This window comes from Aequorivita nionensis, assembly GCF_046352995.1.
GTDB classification, from domain to species: domain Bacteria; phylum Bacteroidota; class Bacteroidia; order Flavobacteriales; family Flavobacteriaceae; genus Aequorivita; species Aequorivita nionensis.
Genome location: NZ_CP130281.1, coordinates 1,566,068 through 1,591,528 on the forward strand (window position 1 = coordinate 1,566,068; position 25,461 = coordinate 1,591,528).

General features: G+C 37.7%; 18 protein-coding genes and 1 tRNA gene. 11 read left to right on the forward strand and 8 right to left on the reverse strand.

Features of this window, described 5'->3' with window-relative positions; genetic code table 11:
- Positions 1-256: 256 nt before the first annotated feature.
- Positions 257-3,400, forward strand: a complete 3,144-nt coding sequence (locus Q2U82_RS07130) for a choice-of-anchor B family protein (protein WP_410006996.1) — start codon at positions 257-259, stop codon at positions 3,398-3,400.
- 75 nt (positions 3,401-3,475) lie between these two features.
- On the opposite strand, the gene Q2U82_RS07135 is transcribed toward Q2U82_RS07130, so the two are convergent.
- The 6 genes from Q2U82_RS07135 to Q2U82_RS07160 all read right to left on the reverse strand — a co-directional run bounded on the left by Q2U82_RS07135 (position 3,476) and on the right by Q2U82_RS07160 (position 10,984).
- Positions 3,476-4,162: a hypothetical protein gene (locus Q2U82_RS07135; protein WP_410006997.1), complete on the reverse strand. Its 687-nt coding sequence runs from the start codon at positions 4,160-4,162 to the stop codon at positions 3,476-3,478.
- A gap of 59 nt (positions 4,163-4,221) precedes the next feature.
- Positions 4,222-4,542, reverse strand: coding sequence for a hypothetical protein (locus Q2U82_RS07140; RefSeq protein WP_410006998.1), 321 nt, complete (start codon positions 4,540-4,542; stop codon positions 4,222-4,224).
- A gap of 20 nt (positions 4,543-4,562) precedes the next feature.
- Positions 4,563-4,712, reverse strand: a complete 150-nt coding sequence (locus Q2U82_RS07145; RefSeq protein ID WP_410006999.1) for a hypothetical protein — start codon at positions 4,710-4,712, stop codon at positions 4,563-4,565.
- A 121-nt stretch (positions 4,713-4,833) separates the two neighbouring features.
- Complete coding sequence (locus Q2U82_RS07150; protein WP_410007000.1) at positions 4,834-7,770, reverse strand: response regulator; 2,937 nt, start codon at positions 7,768-7,770, stop codon at positions 4,834-4,836.
- 82 nt (positions 7,771-7,852) lie between these two features.
- Positions 7,853-10,309 (reverse strand): hypothetical protein, encoded by a 2,457-nt coding sequence (locus tag Q2U82_RS07155; protein ID WP_410007001.1) that lies wholly within the window; start codon positions 10,307-10,309, stop codon positions 7,853-7,855.
- Positions 10,310-10,384: 75 nt separating this feature from the next.
- Entirely contained in the window at positions 10,385-10,984 is a 600-nt protein-coding gene (locus tag Q2U82_RS07160) for a ribonuclease HII (protein WP_410007002.1), read from the reverse strand.
- 131 nt (positions 10,985-11,115) lie between these two features.
- Between Q2U82_RS07160 and Q2U82_RS07165 the strand changes: the two genes are divergently transcribed.
- Positions 11,116-12,999, forward strand: coding sequence for a putative porin (locus tag Q2U82_RS07165; RefSeq protein WP_410007003.1), 1,884 nt, complete (start codon positions 11,116-11,118; stop codon positions 12,997-12,999).
- A gap of 87 nt (positions 13,000-13,086) precedes the next feature.
- On the opposite strand, the gene Q2U82_RS07170 is transcribed toward Q2U82_RS07165, so the two are convergent.
- A complete protein-coding gene (locus Q2U82_RS07170; RefSeq protein ID WP_410007004.1) occupies positions 13,087-14,229 on the reverse strand; it encodes an acyl-CoA dehydrogenase in 1,143 nt (380 codons plus the stop codon).
- A gap of 239 nt (positions 14,230-14,468) precedes the next feature.
- On the opposite strand from Q2U82_RS07170, the gene Q2U82_RS07175 reads away from it, so the two are divergent.
- The 8 genes from Q2U82_RS07175 to Q2U82_RS07210 all read left to right on the forward strand — a co-directional run bounded on the left by Q2U82_RS07175 (position 14,469) and on the right by Q2U82_RS07210 (position 24,158).
- Positions 14,469-15,530 (forward strand): anhydro-N-acetylmuramic acid kinase, encoded by a 1,062-nt coding sequence (locus tag Q2U82_RS07175; protein WP_410007005.1) that lies wholly within the window; start codon positions 14,469-14,471, stop codon positions 15,528-15,530.
- Positions 15,531-15,660: 130 nt separating this feature from the next.
- Positions 15,661-16,887 (forward strand): Glu/Leu/Phe/Val dehydrogenase dimerization domain-containing protein, encoded by a 1,227-nt coding sequence (locus Q2U82_RS07180; protein ID WP_410007006.1) that lies wholly within the window; start codon positions 15,661-15,663, stop codon positions 16,885-16,887.
- Between the two features lie 21 nt (positions 16,888-16,908).
- Entirely contained in the window at positions 16,909-18,288 is a 1,380-nt protein-coding gene (gene nhaD / locus Q2U82_RS07185) for a sodium:proton antiporter NhaD (RefSeq protein ID WP_410007007.1), read from the forward strand.
- 48 nt (positions 18,289-18,336) lie between these two features.
- Complete coding sequence (locus tag Q2U82_RS07190; RefSeq protein ID WP_410007008.1) at positions 18,337-19,035, forward strand: MotA/TolQ/ExbB proton channel family protein; 699 nt, start codon at positions 18,337-18,339, stop codon at positions 19,033-19,035.
- Entirely contained in the window at positions 19,035-19,427 is a 393-nt protein-coding gene (locus Q2U82_RS07195; protein WP_068761596.1) for an ExbD/TolR family protein, read from the forward strand. The genes Q2U82_RS07190 and Q2U82_RS07195 overlap by 1 nt, the downstream gene beginning before the upstream one ends.
- Positions 19,428-19,528: 101 nt before the next feature.
- Positions 19,529-20,347, forward strand: a complete 819-nt coding sequence (locus Q2U82_RS07200) for an energy transducer TonB (RefSeq protein WP_410007009.1) — start codon at positions 19,529-19,531, stop codon at positions 20,345-20,347.
- A 62-nt stretch (positions 20,348-20,409) separates the two neighbouring features.
- On the forward strand, positions 20,410-22,908 hold the full coding sequence (locus Q2U82_RS07205) for a VPS10 domain-containing protein (RefSeq protein WP_410007010.1): 2,499 nt from the start codon (positions 20,410-20,412) through the stop codon (positions 22,906-22,908).
- A 32-nt stretch (positions 22,909-22,940) separates the two neighbouring features.
- Positions 22,941-24,158: a bifunctional folylpolyglutamate synthase/dihydrofolate synthase gene (locus Q2U82_RS07210; RefSeq protein ID WP_410007144.1), complete on the forward strand. Its 1,218-nt coding sequence runs from the start codon at positions 22,941-22,943 to the stop codon at positions 24,156-24,158.
- A gap of 55 nt (positions 24,159-24,213) precedes the next feature.
- Here the strand turns inward: Q2U82_RS07210 and Q2U82_RS07215 are convergent.
- Positions 24,214-24,291 (reverse strand) — tRNA-Val (locus Q2U82_RS07215).
- A 148-nt stretch (positions 24,292-24,439) separates the two neighbouring features.
- Between Q2U82_RS07215 and Q2U82_RS07220 the strand changes: the two genes are divergently transcribed.
- Positions 24,440-25,420 carry a YitT family protein gene (locus Q2U82_RS07220; protein ID WP_410007011.1) on the forward strand — a complete coding sequence of 327 codons (981 nt, stop codon included), beginning with the start codon at positions 24,440-24,442 and terminating at the stop codon, positions 25,418-25,420.
- The last annotated feature ends 41 nt before the right edge of the window (positions 25,421-25,461 follow it).

Here is a 25,461-nt window from a genome sequence, read left to right on the forward strand (position 1 = left end):
AGTTATTTCTTAAAAATTTTAACTTTTTACCCAAAAAATTTGCACTTTATCGGAATTATGTTTTATTATTGTACCAAATATTTTCAACAACCCCAAATTATGAAAATAGAACTACTTATGTTGTGGCCAGCTATTGCGGCCACTCTTTTCTTGGTCAATAGTATTCCTACACTCTGTAGAATTTATCTTTATAAACGAATAATCCCAACTCATCTATATTTTAATTAGCACGGCTATACCTAAAACCTACTTATTTATGAAACGTTTATTACAATTCTTTTTAATGCTTAGCGCCCCTTTACTTTTTTCACAAACTCCTTGTGTTGGTGGAATGGCGGGTGGTTTTCCTTGTGATGGCCTTACTTTGCAAGGACATATAAGTATTGCCAATTTAGGAGGTAAAGCTTATTCGGGAAGCAATCCAATGGAAGCACAGGATTCTTGGGGATGGACGGACCCACTAGACAACAAAGAATATGCGCTAGTAACATTAAATGATGGTATCGCGTTTGTGGATATTTCAACACCAACAAGTCCACGATTTTTGGGAAAATTAAATTCTACTGGTGGTAAAACGAGCTGGTGGCACGATGTAAAAGTTTATAATAATTATGCCTATATAGTAAGTGAAAGTACAAGTTTTGGCGTTCAAATTTTTGATCTTACAAGACTTAGAAATCTGTCTACGAGTCCAATAGGTGGAAGTATGAGAACATTTACAACAGATGGATCATACACTGGTGTTTCCACTACCCATAACATAATCATTAATGAAGACACTGGCTATCTATACCTTTTAGGATCTAATCGAAATAGTGGAGGTCCAAGGATACTAAACCTTAACAATAATCCTACAAACCCAACAGTTGCCGGCAACTTGGCAACTTGGGGATATTGTCATGACGCTCAGGTTGTTTTATATGACGGTCCAGACCCAGATTATCAAGGACATGAGATTCTGGTGGGAGCTTTTGGTGGAAACAAAAAAGTCAATATTATTGATGTTACAAATAAAAATAGTCCAACACTTATTTCTTCCGTAACCTATCCAAATATGTACTATACGCATCAAGGTTGGTTTACTGAGGATAAAAAGTTTTTTATAGCTGGTGACGAAGTAGATGAAGAAAACATTGGAGGAGGTACTCGTACTTTTGTATTTGATTTGGAAGATCTGGATAATCCTACTTTGCACTATACATACGAAGGTCCCACAGCAGCTATTGACCATAATGGTTACGTTGTAGGGAATCGTTTTTATTTAGCTAATTATAATGCTGGTATGAGAGTTTTAAAAGTAGATGGCCTATATAACTCCACCCCTTCAATGACTGAGATTAACCATTTTGATACACACCCGAGTACTGATATTGCTTCTTTTTATGGTGCTTGGAATGTATATCCTTTCTTTAAAAGCGGAAATATTATCGTAAGTGATTTGGATGAGGGACTTATTATTTTAAAAGATCCATTTTTTGATAATGTAGATCCGGTTGCCATTTGCCAAAATTATACTGCTACTTTAGACAAAGTTACAGGTAGTGTGACCATTACCGCTACAGATATTGACAATGGTTCTACAGATAATTTTGGGATAACGAAAAGAACTCTCACAGGACAAACAACATTTACCTGTAAAGATGTTGGGCAAACATTTAATGTAACCCTTACAGTTGAAGATGACTATGCAAACAAATCATCTTGTACAGCCACTGTAACTGTAGCGGCAGACACAACAACTTATTCTGGAAGTAATTGGAGCGATGGTGCTCCTGGGCTTGGTTCAAATGCGAAAATTAGCAGTAATTATGACACTGCGGCAAAAGGAAGCATAGATGCCTGTAGTTGTGAGATAGATGCCAACAAAACACTTACTGTTGCTGCCGAAGATTATCTTAATGTAACAAAAGACATCACGGTTAATGGAAATCTAATTGTACAGCACCAAGGAAGTGTAGTTCAGGCTGAAGACGATGCTATTGTAACCAACAATGGAACCATCAATGTAAACTACACCACACCTTTTATGGTACCAAGGGTATTTGTTGTCGTAGGAAGTCCGATGACTACAGAAACACGTGATGGAGTGTTTGGAAATTCTTATATGTTCCTAAACCACCTTACAGAAAACTTTTTACCAAATCCAGCCGTTGCATCCCAGTTTCCAGGCGCTGAAAATTTTGCCGATGACAATTATGACAACTGGGTTAGTTTCACAGGAACAGTAAACCCTGGCGAAGGATATATTGCCCGTCCACAATTAAACGGAAATGATGGTAATAAAACGTATGACATGACCTTTGAACAAGGAACGCTAAATACCGGAGATGTTGACTTCGCCGTTAAATACAACGGCAGCAGAAATAGTAGCCCTAATGTATTGGCCAATCCATATCCTTCAGCTATAAGTGCTGCAGATTTTATTAATGCAAATGCTATGGTTGATGAAGTATATTTCTGGAATCCAAATACACCACCAAGTCCATTATTGCCTGGAGCATATACTATGAATTTTAGTATGGAAGATATTTCTATGTATAACCTTATGGGAGGAACCCCTGCACCGTCAGATCCAACTCAAACTGATCCAAGTGGATATATATCAACAGGGCAAGGATTTGGAATTAAGGCAACGGCTGTTGGAGTAGCTACTTTTTCAAACGCTATGAGAGTGACTGGACATAACAATACTGCTAACCGTCCTGTAATGGATAGCAATAATAGAATTTGGGTACAAATTAAAAACGATCAGTATCAAATGCAGAATAACACGCTTATTGGCTTTTCTGCATTAACTACAGCAGGATTGGATCAAGGCTATGACAGCCGAAGACTAGCAAATGTACTTTCGTTATACACACATTTTGAAGATGGCAGTAAAGAATTGGGTATCCAGAGTCGCGAAGCTTTTGAGGATGGTGCAAAAGTCCTTATGGGCTTCTCCAGTTTGTTGGATGAAAATCTTGAATATACTATTACAATAAAAGATATTCAAGGACCAGCTTTTGATAATGTTACTGTATTTTTAATAGATAATGAAAAGAATATTACAACCAATTTATCACAACAAAGCTACACCTTCAAAGCAGAAAAAGGAACTTATAACAGCCGCTTTACATTACAGTTTAGAAGCAATCAAATTTTAGGAGATGCTGCAAGTGCGTTAGATAAAGTTTCTGTATTTCCAAACCCAACAAGCAATTTATTGAACATTGTATCTCCGGAAGCTAAAGTTAGTGCTTTGGAAATTTTTGATGTAAGTGGAAGAAGACTGATGAATATAGACCTTTCAACCAATACCCATTATCAAGTAGATGTTACTACATTGCAAAGTGCTGTTTATTTTGTAAAAATAAGTACAGATATGGGCTCCGTTACTAAACAAATTATCAAACAATAAGTCCCCACAATTAATTATTCACTTAACCTTAAAAAACCGCCAAATTTTTGGCGGTTTTTTTATTTTTTTGAATGTTTATTCTTCAAATTTAGTAAGCAAACTACTTCCGGTAACTTTGCCGTTTTTGTCATAATTTACAGATTTGATAGCTCCCATTTTTTCAGTCACCCACTGTTTAGAGGTTGAGCGCTGACTCACTCCCATTTTCATATCTGTTGTGTGAGTTATAACAAAACAGTTAAAACTACCGGCGGGTGATGTAATGGTTTCTTTGCCAATTACCTTTCGGTCTGTAATTTTTAACGTCATGTTCATATTGATGCCACTCATGCTTATTTTCATATCCATCGTTGCATCGGGCAACTTTTGCCCAACAGAAAGTTCATTGGGCCACTCCATATTGGTGCCTGTTATTTCATAATCCATATTGCCAAATTGTTCAAAAATCTGTGGATTGATCAGTGACTTGAAATCTACCGAAACTACTTCTCCGTTACAGCTAACGTCAAAAGAGGTTTCAGTAATTTGCTTTCCTTTTCCATCGGTCATAACAGAATTGATTGTGCCAATTTTATCACCGCCAGATTTTCTAACATTCACAACGTCATAATCTATAATGGCGGATGGCTTTTCTTTATGGTCATAAACGGTGATTTGAAATTTAGTTCCTTCATTAAGTGGATAAAATTTACTGCAATTGTTTTGTGAAATTGCAATGGATGTAATAAATAATAAAATGAAGGTATTGAGCAATGTTTTCATAGGTGTTGAATTTTTATAAATAGTTATTTTAAAATTTTGTCTAAAATCTAGAGTGTTTTTTATTCTTCGCCTTCGTCTTTTTTGGCGGCATCACTGTTTTGAGAGCTTGAATTATTTGAATTATCTTCAACTGGGTCTCCTCCAATTACATTTCTGTTGGATGACTTCTTTTTGCTTTTTTTCTTTTTCTCTTTTTTCTTTTTTGGAGAATCTACAATAGTGTCTAGTACGCGATCCGTACTTTTTGTGGCCTCTTTTTCTACACGTCTTTCCACTGTGCGTTCAACTGCGTCGGCAGCTCTATCGCCCAATTTGTCCAAAAATTGTGCATTGCAAAAACTGGTAATACCAATACATAGAATTGTTAAAATTGTTTTCATGTTGTTTTAATTATTAAGGTTTATTTTTTAAAGGTTACTTCTTTTATCACTTTATTGTTGAGCATTATTTTTAAAGTATATATCCCATTTGCCAGATTATTGATGTTTAAATAAATCTGTTTCCCCGGTACAATCCCCAGGTCACCTGAATATTGTTTGTTTTTTTTCATAATTGGGGAAAGATGAAGTAAAAGTAGAATGGAGTGAGTAATTGGACTGTAAATATTGTAACCAAAACTATAACAGATGTAACAAACCTGTGTTTAAAGCAATCTTCAGTAAGTGTTTGGTTTATTTTAAAAGATAATCTGAAGGGGAACAACCAAACTCTTGTTTAAAACATTTTGTAAAATAGGAAGGATCGTTAAAACCAACGGTATAACCAATTTCAGAAATAGAAATTTTATTGGATTTTAATAAAGATGAAGCCAACTTCAATCGTTGTGAACGAATAAATTCAGTAGATGATTGGCCTGTAAGCGCTTTTAATTTTCGGTATAATTGCATGCGGCTTACGCCCATAGTTTCACTAAAGATTTCTGCTGAAAAATCAGGTTTTGTCAAATGGTCATCAAGCACTTTTTGTAGCTTTTCCAAAAACTTTTCATCTTCAGAAGAAATGGCAATATCTTTTGCTTTTAAAACAACTTCTTGCGCAAAACGCTGTTGTAGTTTTCTTCGGTTTTCAATGAGGTTATCCACAGTTGCCTTTAACAGTTGACTGTTAAAAGGTTTTGTAACATAGGCATCAGCACCAATGCCCAAAGCCTCAAGTTTTGAGGTAATCTGTGATTTGGCAGTAAGTAAAACAACTGGGATGTGTGAGGTGAGTTGGTGTTCCTTTAGGTGTTTTGTTAAGGTGAAACCATCTTCCTCTGGCATCATTACATCACTTATAACAATATCTGGGATGGTTTCTATTGCCATGGCAAATCCCTCTTTTCCGTCGTTTGCGGTATGAACGGAAAAAGTTGTTTCAAAAATTGAGCTTACGTAATCGCGAATGTCTTTGTTGTCGTCAATTACCAAAATAACTGGTGCATCTTCTGGCAGGACAAATTCTTTTTCAACTATTTCATCTGTGACAGCTATTGAATATATATATTCAATTTTATTACTTTGAGGAAAAATTTGTGATTCATCAAAATCAGTTTTTTTGATAGGTAGGATAACTTTAAATTCTGTAAGTCCATTTTCTTCGCTTTTCAATGATATTGTTCCTTTGTGAATTTCAACCAAATCTTTTGTGAGCGCCAACCCAATTCCGGATCCGGGATTTTTGGTGTTAGTTTGATAAAAACGTTGAAATATTTTCTGCTGTTGTTCCTGTGTAATATACTTGCCAGTATTGGCAACTGAAATTTCAAATTTATTGGTTAGCCTTTTTCCGCTTAATGTTATAAAACCGTTTTCTGGCGTATATTTTATGGCGTTGCCCATCAAATTATAGAGGATTTTTTCTAAAATGTCCTGATCAAACCAATCTTCTATTTCATCATTTTGTACGTCAACAGAAAATTGTATGTTTTTTTCAGTGCAACTAAATAAGAATCCCTCAGCATGGGCAATTAAAAAACTAGGCAAATTGGCGTTCTGAATATTCAATTTTAAATTTCCACTTTCCAACTTTGCCAATGCCAATAGTTGATCTACCAAATCTTTAAGGCGTTTGGTGTTCCTAAGTGCTGATTTTAGGTTTTTTGTTTCAGATGATGAGAGGTTTTTTGAAGAAAGTTGATCTTCAATAGGCCCATTTATTAAAGTTAAGGGGGTGCGGAATTCGTGTGATATATTTGCAAAAAATGTACTTTTGGCAGTGTCCAGTTCCTGCAATTTTTTTGTGGTTTTTTGACGGTTCCTAAATAAGAAAAACACGAAAATACCTGCAATTGCAATTATTGCCAATATTCCCCAAATCATAGTGCGCTGGTTTTTCTTTTGTTGCTCCACCAATTCATTTTTTGTGGTTAACAACGCAATTTCCTTATCTCTGCTTTCAGTCTGGTACAGGCCTTCTATTTCTTTGATTTTTTCTGTGCTTTGCACCAGTTGGATAGAATCGTTAATTTTCTTTGCAATTTTTGAATTAATATAGGCGGCTTTGTAGTTTCCCTGAATTTCATAGGCTTCCGCGAGTAGCGAATGCGCTCTTACGTCTATGGTTCCATTTTTTATTTCACCGTTATATATTATTGCATTCTCCAGAAAATTAATAGCGTTTACGGCTTTTCCTTTTTGAATGTTTAGCCTGCCAAGTTGCAATGAGGATTGGGCAGCTTCTAGGTAATAATCGTTCTTCTTTTGAAAATTCAGTGCGTTTTGAAAATATGTTTCCGCTTTTTCAAGATTTCCTTTTTCAAGATTTATTAAACCTAAATAATTGTTTATTTCTGCAACGGTTCTTTCTTCCTTTATCTTTTCATAAAAAAGGAGTGTTTTTGAAAGTAAACCATCTGCTTTTTCAAGCTGGCCTTTGTGATAATAAACCTGCCCCAACAAAACATTGGTGGTGTTGAAATAAAAAGTGCCCGTAGCTGGATTTTTTTCGAATTCCTTATTTGCCTTAATATAATAATTTTCAGCGGCATCGTAATCTTTAAGTTCAAGATAAATATTTCCCAAACTTTGATATGCAGCAGCAATGATATCTTCGCGTATGGGTTCTTTTTTATGTATGGAATCTACAAATAGCAAATGTTTAATGGCTTCTTCCATCTTGTTTTGGCGTGAATAGGCGATTGCTAAAGCATTTTGTGTGTCGGCTAAAATTATATTGCCTAAATCATCAAATTTCCGTGAATATTCAAGGGCTTTATTTCCAGCTTCTATTGAATTTTCTATTTCACCAATTAAATAATATGTTCGGCAAAGCCCGTTATAACCTTGTGCTATGCCACGGAAATAATCTATTTTTTTTGATGCGGTAATTTGTTTCTTAAAGTAAAATATAGCAGAATCGGGTTTCTGAATTCTTCTAAAGTAGTGGGCGTTTAGATAATCAGCATCTGTAAGGCTGGTTAAATAGCTTCTTTCGGCACTGAATTTTTTTAATTTTTTAATATAAATTAAAGCACTGTCTGGATTTGCATTGATGGTCTGCGAAACCTTTGTTCTGAAATTGTGGAGTATAATCGAGTCTTTATGCGTAGGCATTTTGTCCTGCGAAGCATTTTGCCCAAAAGCAGTAGCTGCTATTAGCAATAGTAGTATAGAGAGGAATGCTCTCATAAAAATTTAAAAAGTTGGTTTGCGTATTAAATTTAACCAAAATACTTAAACAACCTCTTTTTAAACCCTAAGTATTTATAAATTAATTGCTTGAATAAAGAATTATAGCATCAGCATCACCTTTAACTACAATGGTTTTCACGTTCTTTCCGTTGCCTTCACCTATTGTTGCGGCAGAAGCTCCATAAACAGGAAAACCGTTTAAAAGCGAGCCGTCCTTATCAAAAACATACACCTTTTTTTCTTGGGTTTCAGTAATGGTTGTATAGCTATTTCGGTTTATGTTGAAGAGTTGTGGTTTTGTGTAAAGCCCCAGAGGAAGTTCAGCAAGTTTTCCGTTTATACGGAGCTTGTTATCGTCCAAAGTCACTTTTGTATTTCCAAGTATAGTAAACCAATAGTTGCTGCCTACGTCCAATTTTTGGGAAGAAATTTTTCCGTCCTGAGAAATGCGCTCCTTGGTATTTTCCTTCGTAATCACTACAAAAGTATTGTCTTCCTCTGCAATGGGTATTTCAGAAAAATTGAAATTTTTTGAAACCGAAACACGTGATTTTCCCACACGGCTCAAAATGTTTAGTTTTCCACTTTCCTCAGCCACCACAATGTAGTCTTTATTGCCCATCCTAATATGTACGGGCGATTGCGCAATATTGCTTTTAGCTTTGTTGAAATTAAAACCTTTCACAATCTTGCCGTTTTTGTCATATAGCAACATTTCTTTACCCTGTACAATCACAAACCGATAATTTCGATTATTGTCATAATCAAAAACTGAAAGTGGCTGCGTTACATTGTCTTTAAACTTTATTGGAAACCCTTTTGCGTCTTTTCCGTTTCGGTCTAAAATATTAAATGCATCTTTTGTAGCAAAGGCAATATGTTTACTCCCTAAAATTTCTACTTCTTCAATCTTCCCTAAAATAGAGGAACCAAGATTTTTGGTCCAAAGAATTTTTCCGCTTTCCGAAATAAAATAAAGCTTGTTGTTCATATCTTGAACTACAATATTGCCATTTCCATTTTGGCCTTCAATTAGTTGCGGGTCTCCCAAAACAGCACTTTCAAGCTTTAAGCTGAATTTTTCAGTAACCATACCCAAAATGCTTTTTACAGCTGCGCCAGCTTCTTTACAACTCAATGTTAGATGCGCAAAATTTCTGTCATAGCTGAACTGCAATGCTGCCAGCGGAAATTCTTCAAAAGAAATATTTTTAATCTCCTTTTTGCTCTTCGAATTAAAAAACCCTGAAATAGCTTCTGAAAATTCCCCTTTCATTTTGAAAATCAATAAGGAAGAAGCTGTGCTCAAATCTGTTGCGGTATTTTCAAAATAGGAAGTGTTTTTCAAAGTATTGTTGATTTGAAAATCACTGATAATCTGCTGTGCGGTTATTTCGCTTTCAGTGAAAACAAAGAAGTTGTCAAGCTGAAAAACATAATTTGCGTTTTCAGAATCTATAAAAGGTGAGAATGTTTTTCGGAACAGTTGGGGTTCACTGAAACTGCTAATTTTAATTTCGCGAAATTCACTTTTTTCAGAAACATAGCGCGCCAAAGCATCATTCGTTAAAGAAGCGTCAATACTTTTTATAAAAACAGCACTTTCTGTTTTAAACTGAATGGAGCCAGCTTCGCTAACAGAGCCAAAGATTCCTGTGGTTTGTGCGGTATTTTTTTCACCTCGGAAGTTTCGAAGGTTTTTTTGAAAATTTTCGGCATCATTAAATGTAAAACTAATCACGCCCAGTGCATCTGTTGGTACCAAAGCCGAAACTTCATTTTGCTGGGGCACTTGACCTTTAAAAACGTTTAAAAGCTGTGGAATGCTGTCCGTAGCCAAAGTGATGCCTGTAGCTTTGAAGGATTCTGGAGCGATTGTAACATCCAGCGCGCTCCAAGAAGTGAAAGCTATTTTTGTGGAATCGTTCAATGCAACTTTATTGCCACGCACTAAGGCTGTAAATCCGTTTGAGGACGGCAGATTGAAAACTTTTTTGAAAGTTTCGTCCCGTTCGGTTTTTCTTTTTAGAATATCCTGTAATAGTTGTTGTGAAGAAGAAACTACAAATACGCTATCAATAATTGCAGAATAGGCAATTTCCTTGTCGAGTGTAATGCGCTGGAATGACTGGCCGTCTAACGTTAAGGTCTCGATGGTCCTATTTTTAAGGGAATCTGGTTTAAAAAGATTTTTTGTCTGTCTTGAAATAAACGTGTATGCCGAAAGGGAATCATTCACTTTATTTATACAAAATAGACTTTGTGAGCTTGGGTGCAGATTTTTCAACAAAGCTTTCTTTTCAGTAAAAAAAGAATAAGGCAGGGTTTTTCCAAATTTTGAAAGTAAGGAACTAGCTTCAATATCTGCCTGCAAGTCTTCAAAGTTTGAAATTTTAAAGACCACTGTAGCATTTTGAGGTACAAAATCCATCAATGTTCCCGTTTTTGGCGGTGTTTTATCACAACCTCCAAAAATTCCCAAAAATATCGGGATGAAAAGTAAAAGCGTAAAAAGTTTCCCCAGATTTTTTCCCATAACACAAAAATAGCAAGGAAAAGCGGTGGATTTGTAGCTAATTGAAATAGTTTATTGACGGGTTTTCAACAAATATTAAATGGTCAACTTTAGTTGTTCAGGTAAAAGTTTAAAACTTTTCCTATGAAAAACTGTTGCTCCGTGATTGCGGATTGCTTCGCGATGCTCTTTTGTTGGATAGCCTTTGTTTTGTTTCCAGTTGTATTGCGGAAAATCATTGTGAAGTGCCATCATATATTCGTCGCGATAGGTTTTTGCCAAAATGGAAGCTGCTGCAATATGCATAAATTTTCCATCGCCCTTAACAACACATTCAAAAGGTATTTTTCCGAAAGGTTTAAAACGGTTGCCGTCAATGGCAATAAACTCTGGAGTAGAAGACAGTCCTTCAATGGCCCGGTGCATTCCTAAAATAGAAGCGTTAAGAATGTTAATCTTGTCAATTTCTTCCATCATAATATGGATTACCTTGAAGCAGATAGCCTCCTTCTCAATAATATCTTTCAGTTCCATTCGTTTTTTTTCTGAAAGTTGTTTGCTGTCCGTTAAAAAAGGGTGCTTAAAATTGTCTGGAAGAATAACCGCTGCGGCGGTAACGGGACCAGCCAAACAGCCCCGTCCGGCTTCATCGGTTCCACATTCCAATAAAAAAGGATTGATTTTAAGTTTCAACATGGGGATAAAGTTACTAAGTTATTTAGTTATTGAAAAAGGAAGGTTTATATGAATTTAATGAATCAATAACCTAATAGCTCTATAACTCTTTAAACCAAAAAAAATATACCTTTGCCCAAAAGTTTCCACAGATGAAAAAAACACTTTTGCTACTTTTTATTTTGTTCGCTTCGGCAACTGTGTTTTCGCAAACTACAAATACAAAAAAGGAAAAACCGCCAATTGATTATTATAAGATTATTTCAACCGAAAGGGACACAACTTTTGTTGATACTACACTCTCTATAAAGAAAAAATATAAGTTCAATTATTTAAGAAAGGACAATTTTGAGCTGCTCCAGTTTTCAAATGTGGGGCAGACGTATAATTCACTTGCTTATTCCTTTGATAGATTAAATTTGAAGCCGCTTTTCGTGGCGCAGTCGCACCATTTCAATTATAAGGAAATTGAAGATGTGAACTATTTTAATGTTCCCACACCTTTAACAGAGCTTTATTTTAAGACGGCATATGCGCAAGGGCAGCAATTGGATGCTTTTTTTACTGTAAATACTTCGCCGCAATTCAACTTTTCAATTGGTTATAAAGGGGTTCGATCGCTTGGAAAGTACCAACACATTTTAACGAGTACGGGTAACTTTCTGTTCACCTCAAACTATCATACTAAAAACAAACGCTATGTTGTCCGTGCCCATGTGGCTGCTCAAGATATTTATAATCAAGAGAACGGTGGATTGACAGATAATTCCCTTCAGCTTTTCATAAATGACGATCCAGAATTTAGAGATCGGGGCAGGTTGGATGTTAAATTTGAAGATGCCGAAAACAAACTGGAAGGCTTGCGTTTTTATGGAGACCATTATTATGAATTGCTCAGCCAGCGCGACAGTACAGGATATTCGGTGTTGAGAATTGGAAATGTCTTGAGTTATGAGGATAAATTCTTTCGGTATAACCAAAGCCATCCATATACACCTTATGGACTTTCATATGAAACCACGAATTTGGCAACAAAAACCAAGTTGGAAGATTTTAATGCGAAAGCGTACGCAGATTTCAACAATTCGCTAATTGGAAAAATCACGGCTTGGGCAGGATATACCGATTTTAATTATGGTTACAATACAGTTTTAATTTTGGATGAAGAACGAATTCCAAATAGAATTAAAGGAAATTTAATTGAAGTAGGAGCAGGGTATGAAAAGGAGTATAGAGGCTTTAAACTTTCCGGAAAAGGAGCGATTAATGTAGCTGGCGATTTTGACGGAAACTACATTGAAGGCGCAGCTTCCTATGATTTAAATGATGAGTACAATGCAAAAGCATCCATAAAAGTTCACTCTGTGGCGCCTAATTTCAACTTCCTTTTGTATCAAAGCGATTATCAAAATTACAATTGGAAAACCGAACTGAACAACGTAAAAACGCAGGAACTGAACTTTGGAATCAATACCAAAAAATTTGGAAATGCTTCCGTAAGCTATACTGGCATTGATGATTATGCATACTTCGGAATAAAGGCTAATGACAGTACTCCTTCGCCAATGCAGGCTTCTGAAAGAGTAGATTATCTAAAAATAAAAGCTGAAAAGGAATTTACCTTTGGCCCTTTTGCTTTGGAAAATACACTGATGTACCAAAAGGTTTTGAGTGGTGAAACTGTTTTCAACGTGCCAGAAATCATAACCCGTAATTCACTATACTACCAAGACCATTGGTTTAAGCGTGCATTGTTTATGCAAACTGGAGTTACTCTTAAATATTTCACCAAATATAATATGAATGCTTACGATCCTGTGCTGGCTGAGTTTTATGTGCAGAATGATCAGGAGTTGGGTGGCTTTCCGTTGGTAGATATTTTCTTTAATGCGAAAATACGGCAGACACGTATTTTCTTTATCTATGAAAACTTCACCTCCATCTTTGGCGGAAAGAACGAATATTTTTCAGCCCCTGGCCAACCGTATCGTGATAATGTGTTGCGCTTTGGTTTGGTTTGGAATTTCTTCCTATAAAAAAACCCGCCACTTTGGACAGGTTTGTTTTTTATGTTTTGTATTTAACAATGACCCCTCGACTGCGCTCGGGGAGACATTTAAATATTAATCCCTCAAAAGCCCTCTAGAAATTACAATCTTCTGTATTTCTGAAGTTCCTTCATAAATCTGTGTGATTTTCGCATCACGCATCAAACGTTCTACGTGATATTCTTTAACGAAGCCATTTCCACCGTGAACTTGTACAGCTTCTACAGAAACGTCCATTGCGGTTTGCGAAGCAAATAATTTTGCCATAGCGCCGCTCATATCATAATTGTTGCCTTGATCTTTATCCCAAGCTGCTTTCATTACCAAATGACGCGCAGCTTCAATACTGGTGTGCATATCTGCCAATTTGAAAGCGATGGCCTGATGGTTGCAGATTTCGGTTCCGAATGCTTTACGTACTTTAGAATATTCACGAGCCAAATCATAAGCTCCAGAGGCAATCCCCAAAGCTTGTGCGGCAATGCCTATTCGTCCTCCGGCAAGTGTTTTCATGGCGAATGAAAAGCCAAAACCATCCTCGCCAATTCTATTTTCCTTTGGAACTTTTACGTCGTTAAATATTAAGGAATGGGTGTCGCTTCCGCGGATTCCCAATTTGTCTTCTTTCGGGCCTATTTCAAAACCTTCCCAACCTTTTTCAACAATAAATGCGTTGATACCTTTGTGCTTTTTCTCTTTGTGTGTTTGCGCAATCACCAAGTAATAATCGGCAGTTCCACCGTTTGTAATCCAGTTTTTGGTGCCGTTCAAAATATAATGATCACCATCTTCAATAGCAGTGGTTTTTTGTGAAGTTGCATCACTACCAGCTTCGGGTTCGCTCAAGCAAAACGCTCCAAGTTTTTCACCTGTAGCAAGTTTTGTAAGATATTTTTGCTTTTGATCTTCGGAGCCATATTTCTCAAGTCCGTAGCAAACTAGGGAATTGTTAACTGAAACAATTACTGAGCAGGAAGCATCAATTTTGCTCAATTCTTCCATCACCAAAACGTAACTAACCGTATCCATTCCACCCCCGCCGTATTTTGGATCTACCATCATTCCCAAGAAACCGAGTTCGCCCATTTTCTTAACCTGTTCGGTTGGGAATTTTTGAAGATTATCACGTTCTATAACGCCCGGAAGCAATTCGGTACGGGCAAAATCGCGAGCGGCGTCGCGTATCATTAATTGTTCTTCGGATAGACTGAAATCCATAGGCTTTATTTTAAAAAATAATTCATTTTAAAGAATTGCAAATGTACTTTAAAAATAAAGCAAATCCCAAATAACATTTAAGCACCAAATCTCAAATTCCAAATTTCAAAAAAAAATGTTTTGGTCCCGAAACTTCGGGAGATACTTGTAATTTGGAATTTATTTGGAATTTAGCACTTGTAATTTGAAATTTTTCAAAACATCATTAGTATCTTTAAACTTATCATATTTCCAAAAAATTGAAAAGAAACAAATACCATATTATAGGTGTAATGAGCGGCACTTCGCTAGATGGAATTGATTTGGCGGAAATCATTTATAATTTTTCCGAAGCGAAATGGAATTTTGAAATCATCACTGCCGAAACCGTTCCATATTCCTCGTTTTGGAAAGACGAACTCCGCGAAGCCATAAATTATTCCGAAGAAAAATTGGAACGCCTAGATTTTAAATACACCGAAAAGCTTTCCGAAGAAATTTTAAAATTCATAAAAAAACATAACATTCCTGAAATTGATGCCGTTTGCAGCCATGGCCATACCATTTTGCACCAACCAGAAAAGGGGTTTACCTATCAAATAGGCAATTTGCCAAAAATTTCCAAAATGCTTGGACAAACTGTTGTATGTGATTTTCGGGTGCAGGATGTGGAATTGGGCGGGCAAGGTGCGCCGCTGGTGCCCATTGGCGACCGCTTGTTGTTTCCGGAATATGATTATTGTTTGAATTTGGGCGGTTTCGCAAATTGTTCCTTTGAAAAAAATGGGGAGCGGATCGCGTTTGATATCTGTCCAGTAAATATCGTTTTAAACAATTACGCTGAAAAATTGGGTCACAATTTTGACGAAGGCGGAAAACTCGCCGCTTCTGGAAAAGTAAATGAAGCGCTGCTTGTTAAATTAAACACACTTCCTTTTTACAACAAAAAGCCACCAAAATCGCTAGGTTTGGAATGGGTGAAAGAGCAAATTTTTCCGCTTTTGGACGCTTCCGGAATTTCTTCAGAGGATATTTTGCGAACCTTTACGGAACATATTGCTGTGCAACTTGCAAAACAGTTTCGTGAAAATGCTTCAGTATTGATAAGCGGCGGTGGCGCATACAATTCTTTTTTAATTGAAAGGGTGAATAAAATTGCACAGGTAGAAACAACCATTCCTTTTCGTGAAATTGTTGAATTTAAGGAAGCCTTGATTTTTGGGCTTTTGGGCGTGTTAAAACTTCGTGATGAGGTGAATTGTTTGGCGAGTGTTACGGGTGCTGAAAGAGACCATGCTTCAGGTAAAATTTTCTCTCCATAAATTTTACCTAAAATAAATATAAACCCCTAACAAGTTTTTTATATTTGTCATCATTATCCGAAGCTTTAGTATAGGATAGCGATAACGCCCCGAAGTTTTAGCGAAAGGGTACCCTAACTTACTCCATTAAATGAAGGAATTACTCAAAAAGTACGAAGACAAAGAACCCGAAATAGTTTTTCATTGGAATGACCCTGAAACTGAAGCCGAAGGCTGGACGGTCATCAATTCCTTACGCGGTGGTGCTGCAGGTGGCGGAACCCGCATGCGAAAAGGACTTGATTCTAACGAAGTGCTTTCACTTGCAAAAACGATGGAAGTGAAGTTCACTGTGTCCGGTCCCGCAATTGGCGGTGCTAAAAGTGGGATAAACTTTGATCCTGCAGATCCCCGAAAAAAAGGTGTTTTGGAACGTTGGTACAAAGCCGTTTCACCATTATTGAAAGCATACTATGGAACTGGGGGCGATTTAAATGTTGACGAAATTCACGAAGTAATTCCAATTACAGAACAAAGTGGCGTTTGGCATCCGCAGGAAGGAGTTTTCAATGGGCATTTTTCACCTACCGAGGCAGATAAAATAAACCGTATTGGGCAATTGCGCCAAGGCGTGATAAAAGTTTTGGAAAATGTAAATTTTTCTCCCGATGTTTCTAGAAAATATACTGTGGCAGATATGATTACAGGCTATGGTGTTGCTGAAGCCATTCGTCATTATTATGATATTTACGGTGGAAATGTGGAAGGAAAACGTGCCATAGTTCAAGGTTTTGGTAATGTTGGTGCCGCAGCTGCTTATTATCTTTCGCAAATGGGTGCCAAAATTGTTGGAATTATTGATCGCGATGGTGGGATCATCAATAAAAATGGGTTCTCTTTTGAAGAAATGAAGCAACTCTTCCTTCAAAAGAATGGCAACACTTTAGTCTCCGAAAACATGATTCCTTTTGAAGAAATCAATGATAAAATTTGGAAACTTGAAACAGAGATCTTTGCACCTTGTGCAGCTTCGAGATTGATTACAAAGGAGCAGATTTCAGAAATGATTGAGACAGGTTTAGAGGTTATAAGCTGTGGGGCGAATGTTCCTTTTGCAGACAAAGAAATTTTCTTTGGTCCCATTATGGAATTTACCGATGAACGCGTAAGTTTAATTCCAGATTTCATAAGTAATTGCGGAATGGCACGTGTTTTTGCCTATTTTATGGAGCGCAAAGTACAAATGACAGATGAAGCTATTTTTAATGATACTTCCATTACTATCAAGAACGCTATTCAAAATACATTTGACAACAATAGTACCAAAACAAACATAAGCAAGACTGCTTTTGAAATTGCCTTAAAGCAATTAATTTAATTAACAGTAACCTTTAGCAATATGGCATCAATAATCATTTTAATTTTCGTAATAGGATATCTTTCCATCACCTTGGAACATCCTTTAAAACTGGATAAAACTGTACCTGCCCTTATCATGGCTTCATTAATTTGGGCGGTTTTGGCCATAGGTTTCACAAGTGGTTGGTTTGACATAATTAACAGTGAAGAGCAAGCTTTCAATTTTCTTTCCGGTGGCGAATCTGCCATGGAAGGCTTTGAAGGAACGTTACTTCATCACTTGGGGAAAACTGCCGAGATACTTATTTTCCTAATTGGTGCGATGACGATTGTTGAAATAATTGACCTTCACCGTGGTTTTGAAGTTTTAAAAAGTGCCGTACACACCAAAAGCAAAAGAAAACTGCTTTGGATTATTGGGATACTTGCATTTTTCCTTTCAGCGATTATAGATAACCTTACCGCTACTATTGTATTAATAACTCTTCTGCGAAAATTAATCCACAAAAGAGAAGATAGAATTTGGTATGCCGCTTTGGTAGTAATAGCAGCAAACGCAGGTGGCGCTTGGTCACCAATAGGTGATGTTACCACAACTATGTTGTGGATTGCAAAAAAATTAACCGCGGCAGGTTTAATTGAATTTGTGGTTTTACCTTCCATTGTATGTTTTGCAATCCCTTTTTTAATAGCAAGTTATCTACCTGCTTTCCGTGGAAATATTGATGTTGATGCCAGGGAAGACAAGGCGGAAGAAGCTCTTTTGAGCAGCAGAACTATGTTGTTTCTAGGGTTGGGAATGATAATTTCGGTACCTATCTTTAAAACCTTGACTCACTTGCCTCCATACATGGGAATGATGCTCGCTTTAGGTGTAGTATGGTTGGTTTCAGAATACATTCATCCAGAAGAAGATTTCAGTAAAGAAAGAAGACATTTATATTCTGCACACAAAGCATTATCGCGTATAGAAATTTCGAGCATCCTTTTCTTCCTTGGAATATTGATGGCGGTTGCGGGATTGGAAAGTCTTGTATATGGTGTAGTTAATGGGGAAGAAGTGGGAACACTTCGCTATGTTGCTGAAGTGTTGCAACGTGCAATACCAAATCAGGATGTTGTTATCTTATTGTTGGGAGTGCTCTCTGCTATAATTGATAACGTACCGCTTGTGGCCGCTTCTATGGGAATGTATGATATGCCAATAGATTCCGTGCTTTGGCACTTTATAGCCTATTCAGCAGGAACGGGTGGAAGCATGCTCATCATCGGTTCCGCCGCAGGGGTTGCCGCTATGGGAATGGAGCGTATAGACTTTATTTGGTACCTGAAAAAGATTACTTGGCTGGCCTTTTTGGGCTTCATCGCAGGGGCAGGCGTATTTCTGTTGTTTGAAAGAGTGTTATTTCACCACACCTAACAATTTCTGAAACCTAATTTCGTTATTCACTAAAACAAAACCTTTTTTATGTTAAACTTCTTTCTTCAAGAGGGCGCTGAAGTTGCGCAGGATCTTGAACCAGTTGCACAAGAAAAAACTCTTTCAATAATGGATCTTTTATTGACGGGGGGCGTTGCCGGCCAAATAATTATTGCGGTACTTTTTGTGCTGTTATTTGTGGCAGTCTATATTTATTTTGAACGACTTTTCGCAATAAAGGCGGCTTCAAAAATGGACGGGAACTTTATGAACCAAATTCGCGACCACGTTGCCAAAGGCAATATTCAAGCAGCAAAAGTGCTTTGCGCACAAAATAACACTCCGGTTTCACATTTAACTGAAAAAGGAATTTCCCGAATTGGAAGTCCTTTGGAAGATATCAATACGGCCATTGAAAATGCAGGCCGCCTCGAAGTTTACAAACTCGAAAAAAACGTAAGTGTTTTGGCTACAATTGCTGGGGCAGCGCCTATGATTGGATTCTTAGGAACCGTTATCGGGATGGTTTTGGCCTTTCACCAATTGGCAACAAGCAGTGGTCAAGCCGAAATGGGAACTCTTGCCGAAGGTATTTATACCGCTATGACCACAACTGTCGCAGGTTTAATAGTGGGTATTATTGCTTATATGGGCTACAACCACTTGGTAGTGCGCACCGATAAAGTGGTTCATCAAATGGAAGCCACAGCAGTAGATTTTCTTGACATGTTAAATGAGCCTGCTTAATGAATCTAAGAGGAAGAAATAAAGTAAGTGCCGAATTCAGCATGAGTTCCATGACAGATATTGTTTTTCTGTTGTTGGTGTTTTTCCTGCTAACTTCACCAGCAATAACGCCAGATGCGTTGGATTTGATACTTCCGAAGGCAAAAGGAAAAACGTCAAATGTCCAGAAAGCTTCCGTTAGTATAACAAAAGATGGAGCTTATTATGTGGATAAAGAACGAGTAAGCGAATACAGCATTGAAAGCGAACTAAAAAAAGCACTCGCGGGCCAGGAAGAACCTACTATAATTCTACGTGCCGAAGAGGGTGTTCCTATTGAAGATGCCGTTTTTGTGATGGATATTGCAAATAAAAACAACTTCAAGGTTGTTCTTGCCGTTAGGCCAAACTAAATTAGGCAGTATTCAGTAGCAGTAAGCAGTTTATAAAAAATGCAATATTGCTAAAGTTTCGACAAGTTAAACCACAAACCACAAACCACAAATTTTCAACTTTGAACTTTTTAAACACTGAACATAAAAGAAAAAGTATGGCCATCACGGTAATCGTGCATGTAATTATTCTTATTCTACTGTTTTATGTGGGAATGAAGTATTTGGATCCGCCGTTGGAGCAGGGCATAGCAATAAATTTCGGTACAACCGAAACTGGCAGTGGAAACATTCAACCAACTGAAAAAATACAATCCGCGCCACAAAAGGCAACACCGCCTCCTGTATCGCAGCCGAAATCCGAAATAAAGGAAGAAGTGGTTACCCAAGACAACGAAGATGCCCCAGTAATCAAAAAAGAGAAGCCTAAAAAGGAACAAGTAGAAACACCAGTAAAAGAACAACCCAAAAAAGAAGTTAAAAAACCAGACCCAAAGCCAGATAAATCCACAACAGACGCGCTTTCCAGTATTTTGAACGGCCCAAAAAGCGATGGTACTGCAAAAGGTGGAGAAGGCGATGATAAAACTCCCGGCGACAAAGGAAGCCCTGATGGCGACCCCAATGCTAGCAGTTATTACGGCACCGGAAAAGGATTGGATGGGGATGGTAATTATTTACTCGGAGGAAGAAAGGCGTTGAACAAAGAAAAGTTTATTCAGGATTGCAACGAAGCCGGAACCGTGGTGGTGAGCATTGAAGTTGACCGAAGCGGAAAAGTAATTAGCGCCACTCCCGGCGTTCGTGGAACTACAAACAATTCCCGATGTCTTACCGAGCCCGCAAAACGCGCGGCTTTGGCGACCAAATTCAATGCAGACGATAAAGCTCCAGCAAAACAGATTGGCAAAATAATCTACAGATTCAGTCTTTCTCAGTAGTAATTTCTCTTTAAAAAATACCTTGATTTTTTCTGTATCTTTAAACTTCAAAAAAAGATACTATGCTTCGTATTGCTACTATTCTCTTCATTGTAATTTGTTTTGTGGGATGTAAAAATTCTTCCAAAGAATCCATTTCAAAAATTTCCGAAAAAGAAAAAAACGAAAAATATCCTTTCGATCTACTATTTATGCAGCGTGCTTACCCAAGTGGCGAAATAAATACTTCGGCATATTCAAAAGCAATCCAATGGAAAAGACAAGCTGCAAATAGAAATATGGCCAATGAAATTTGGCAATTTAGTGGTCCATTAAATATTGGTGGAAGGATTACAGATATTGAAATACCATCCACCCAGTCCGATGTTTATTATGTGGGCGCTGCTTCCGGCGGAATTTTTAAAACCGTAAACGGCGGAGCAGATTGGACGCCAATTTTTGACGACCAGCAAATGCTTTCCATCGGCGATATTGAAATTTCAAAAAACAACAATAATTTAATTTACGTAGGCACTGGCGAAGTGAACGCCGGCGGCGGCTCTTTGGTTTATGACGGCGATGGAATCTACAAAAGCACAGATGGCGGAACCACTTGGCAATCCAAAGGTTTGCCAGATATAGGGAGTGTTGGAAAAATTGTTTTGGACCCAAATAACGATAATACAGCCTTTGTTGGGGCTATGGGGCCATTATTCAGAAATAGTGGCAATCGTGGGGTTTATAAAACAACAAACGGTGGCGATAGCTGGCAACAGGTTTTAGCCGTAAGCGATTCCACAGGAATTGTAGATATGGCCATTCACCCTACAAATGGAAACATTGTGTATGCTGCCAGTTGGGAACGAATTAGAAGACCAAATAGAAGACAGTACGGCGGAATAACTTCCGGGATTTACAGAACTACCGATGGCGGTGCCAATTGGACGGAACTAACAAATGGTTTACCAAGTCTCGCTTCCCAAAAAGGAAGGATTGGTATCGATATTTCGCAATCAAATCCCAATGTACTTTATGCACGCTATGCCAACGCCAATGGAAATATTCAAGGGGTTTATAAAACTACAAATGGTGGTGATTCTTGGACGGCCGTTAATTCAAGTCAATTGACCGATGTTGGATTTCATTGGTGGTTTGGCGGCATTTTTATTGACCCGACTGATGAAAACGTCTTGTACAATGTAGATTTTGAAGTGCAGAAATCCACTAATGGCGGTACAAGTTGGAGCAATGTTTTTACGAACGCACACGTGGACCAGCACGCAATGGCTTTCAATGCCTCGGCTTCCAATGAGGTTTTATTGGGAAATGACGGCGGTCTTTATTACAGCACCAATGGCGGTGCTTCCTCCACCAAAGATTTAAAACTGCCAATAACGCAATTCAACAGAATGTTTGTGGATGCGCAAAACGAAAATAAAATCTATGCAGGCGCGCAGGACAATAGCACGAGCCGCACCCAAACTGGAGGGCTGAGCGATTGGAACATCATTTACGGTGGCGATGGTTTTCAGCCTTTGGTTGACCCTACGAATACCAACGTTATTTATGCCCTGTATCAGTATGGAGCTTTGGGAAAATCAACGAATAACGGCGGTTCCTTCAATAATGCCACAAACGGAATATCCAGTGGCGATAGGAACAACTGGGATACCCCGATTACTTTTGACCCCAATAATTCACAAACACTTTATTTTGGAACAAACCGCCTTTATAAAACCACAAATGCCGCGGGCAATTGGAGCGCTATCAGTCCCGATTTAACTGATGGCCCGCATAGTGGCAATCTTACTTTTGGAACAATCACAACCATTAGTGTTTCGCAATTTAACAGCCAAGTTATCTATGTGGGAACAGACGATGGAAAAGCTTGGGTGACCCAGGATGGCGGTTCAAACTGGACAGATGTTTCGGCTGGAGTTCCTAACCGTTGGGTTACAAAAATTTTGGCCTCAAAGGAAAATGCAAATACAGTCTATTTAACGCTTTCAGGCTATCGTTTTGGGGAAGATGTTGGGCACGTTTACAAAAGCATCGATTTCGGGAATACTTGGGTTGATATTTCTACTGGTTTGCCGGACATTCCCGTGAATGACATTGAACAGGACGACTTTGGAAATCTTTTTATAGGAACGGACGTTGGCGTTTTGGCTTCAAGTGATGAAGGCGCAAACTGGAATGTGTTGGGTGAAAATATGCCCTCAGCAGTAGTTTCCGATTTGTTTATTCACGAAAACTCGCAGTTTTTGTATGCCGCTACTTTTGGCCGCTCAACTTATAAAATTGATATTTCAGGAAATATTTTGAATTCCAATGAAAATATTTTTACTTCGGAAGTAAAAGTTTTTCCAAATCCAGCTTCAGATTTAGTAACTATTTTTCTGAAAAATGCTTCGGAACGAACTTCTTTATTTGTTTATGATGTAATGGGAAGGACTGTAAAACAACAATTTTTTGATAACGGACAAATGAATCTTTCAGTTGCAGATTTACAAGCAGGAGTATATTATTTAAAAATTTCACAAGCAGGACAACAGACAACAAAGAAACTGATTGTGAAATAATACTTTACAATAAACAATAAATTTTACAGACTATCAATTATTCCGAAACCATAGCTTGGCTTTTTGCGCAACTCCCAATGTACCAAAGGGTGGGGCAGTCTGCCTATAAAGCAGACCTATCTGCTACTATACAGCTTGCAAATTATTTAAACAATCCCGAGAAAAATTTTAAAACCATCCATGTTGCAGGCACCAATGGAAAGGGAAGCACGAGCCATATGTTGGCTTCCGTTTTTCAGGAAGCGGGCTATAAAACGGGACTTTACACTTCGCCACATTTAAAGGATTTTCGGGAGCGCATAAAAATTAATGGCGAAATGATTCCGAAGAAGTACGTTTCGGATTTTGTGGAAAATCACAAGCTATATTTCGAAAAAAATCAACTTTCTTTTTTTGAAATGACCGTGGGCTTGGCGTTTGATTATTTCAGAAAGGAAAAAGTTGACATCGCCATTGTTGAAGTGGGAATGGGCGGTAGGTTGGACAGCACGAACATAATAATGCCGGAAGTTTCGGTTATTACAAATATAGGTTTGGACCACACGCAGTTTTTGGGCGATACTTTGGAAAAAGTAGCTTCGGAAAAGGCAGGAATTATAAAGGAAGGCATTCCTGTAATCGTTGGGGAAACGTTGCCTGAAACAAAACAGGTTTTTGAAAAAATGGCTTCGGAAAAAAATGCAGAAATCACTTTTGCCGAAATAAATGATTCTTCAAACTATGCTTCAGATTTAAAGGGCAACTATCAGCAAAAAAATATAAAAACTGTTTTGGCAACTTTAAGAATATTTCAAAAAAGAGGCTGGAATATTTCCGAGGAAAACATTCAAAAAGGTTTGTTGAATACAATTAAAAACACTGGTTTAATGGGGCGTTGGCAGGTTTCGGGCGAAAATCCGAAAGTAATTTGTGATACTGGGCATAACAAGGAAGGGTTGAGGTTGGTAATGGAGCAACTTTCAAAAGAAAGTTTTAAAAAGTTGCATATTGTTTTGGGCGTGGTTAGCGATAAAGACTTGGCGTCCGTATTGCCTTTGTTTCCGAAAGATGCAATATATTATTTCTGTAAGCCAAACATTCCGCGCGGTTTGGATGCTTCGTTGTTGCTAACCCAAGCTAGGGGTTTTGGTCTAATAGGGGAAGAATATATTTCTGTGACTAAGGCTTATTCCGCTGCTTTAGAAGCTGCTGCAGCTAATGATTTGGTCTTTATTGGCGGAAGCACTTTTGTTGTGGCCGAAGTAGTTTAAAACAATATTTTATAAATAAAAAAATCCCGACGAAATCGTCAGGATTTTTAAAAACTGGTGGGCGATGAGGGGTTCGAACCCCCGACCCCCTCGGTGTAAACGAGGTGCTCTGAACCAGCTGAGCTAATCGCCCTTCTTGTTAGCGGTTGCAAATATAAGTTACTTTTTAATTTCACCAAACATTTATTTGAAATAATTATTGGAAAGAACTATTTGTGGCTTGTGGAAGAATTAAATAAGTTTAACTTTGACTACTTCACCTTTTAAAAACCAAACAGCACTTGAATCCATTATTTAAAAATATAATTGTAAATGTTGTAAAAAACCGTCAAAAGCATCGGAAACCATCCCAGATTTCCGAACCTTTTGAAAAGCGGGTGAAAAATCTTGAGGTTGAAGTAACCCACGAAATATGGGATTTTTTCTATCTACTCTTGGGCGTAGTTTCCGCTTCTTTTGGCTTGCGAGGTTTTTTGATGCCCAACAGTTTTATTGATGGTGGCGTCACGGGGGTTTCGTTGATGGTAAATGAACTGGTAGGTATTTCCTTTCCGCTATTGCTAGTGTGTTTCAACTTGCCGTTTTTGGCCCTGGCTTTTTTTTCTATTGGAAAGCGGTTTGCCGTAAAAAGCGTTTTGGGAATCGTGCTTTTGTCAATTGCCGTAGCTTTGATTCCCTATCCTCTTATTACTGATGATCAAATTTTAGTAGCCGCTTTTGGAGGACTTTTTTTAGGGTTGGGCATCGGGCTCGCTATTCGTGGGGGTGCAATTATAGATGGCACAGAAGTTTTGGCAATTTTTATCAGCCGGAAAACTAGTCTTACTGTGGGGAATGTAATTATGATTTTTAACGTAATTATATTTATAACCGCCGCCTATTTTCTTTCCACGGAAATTGCGCTTTATGCAATTCTTACATATTTCGCGGCTTCAAAAACGGTAGATTTTGTAATTGACGGTATTGAGGAGTTTATGGGGATTACCATTATTTCTGAAAAAAATGAAGAAATACGTTTGGCGATCATTGAAAAAATGGGCCGTGGCTGCACTATTTTTAAAGCTGAAAATGGGTTTGCAAAAGAAGGGGAAACACGAAAACCCGTTGATGTTGTTTATACGGTAATAACCCGTTTGGAAATGAGCAAGCTTAAAACAGAAGTGGATAAAATAGATAGCCAAGCATTCATAATTATGACTTCCGTTAAAGATGCCAAGGGCGGAATGATAAAAAAGAAACCTATCAAAAAATTTGATAAATAATCTTTTGCTTGGAATTTGTTATTTGTATTTTGGAGCTTTAA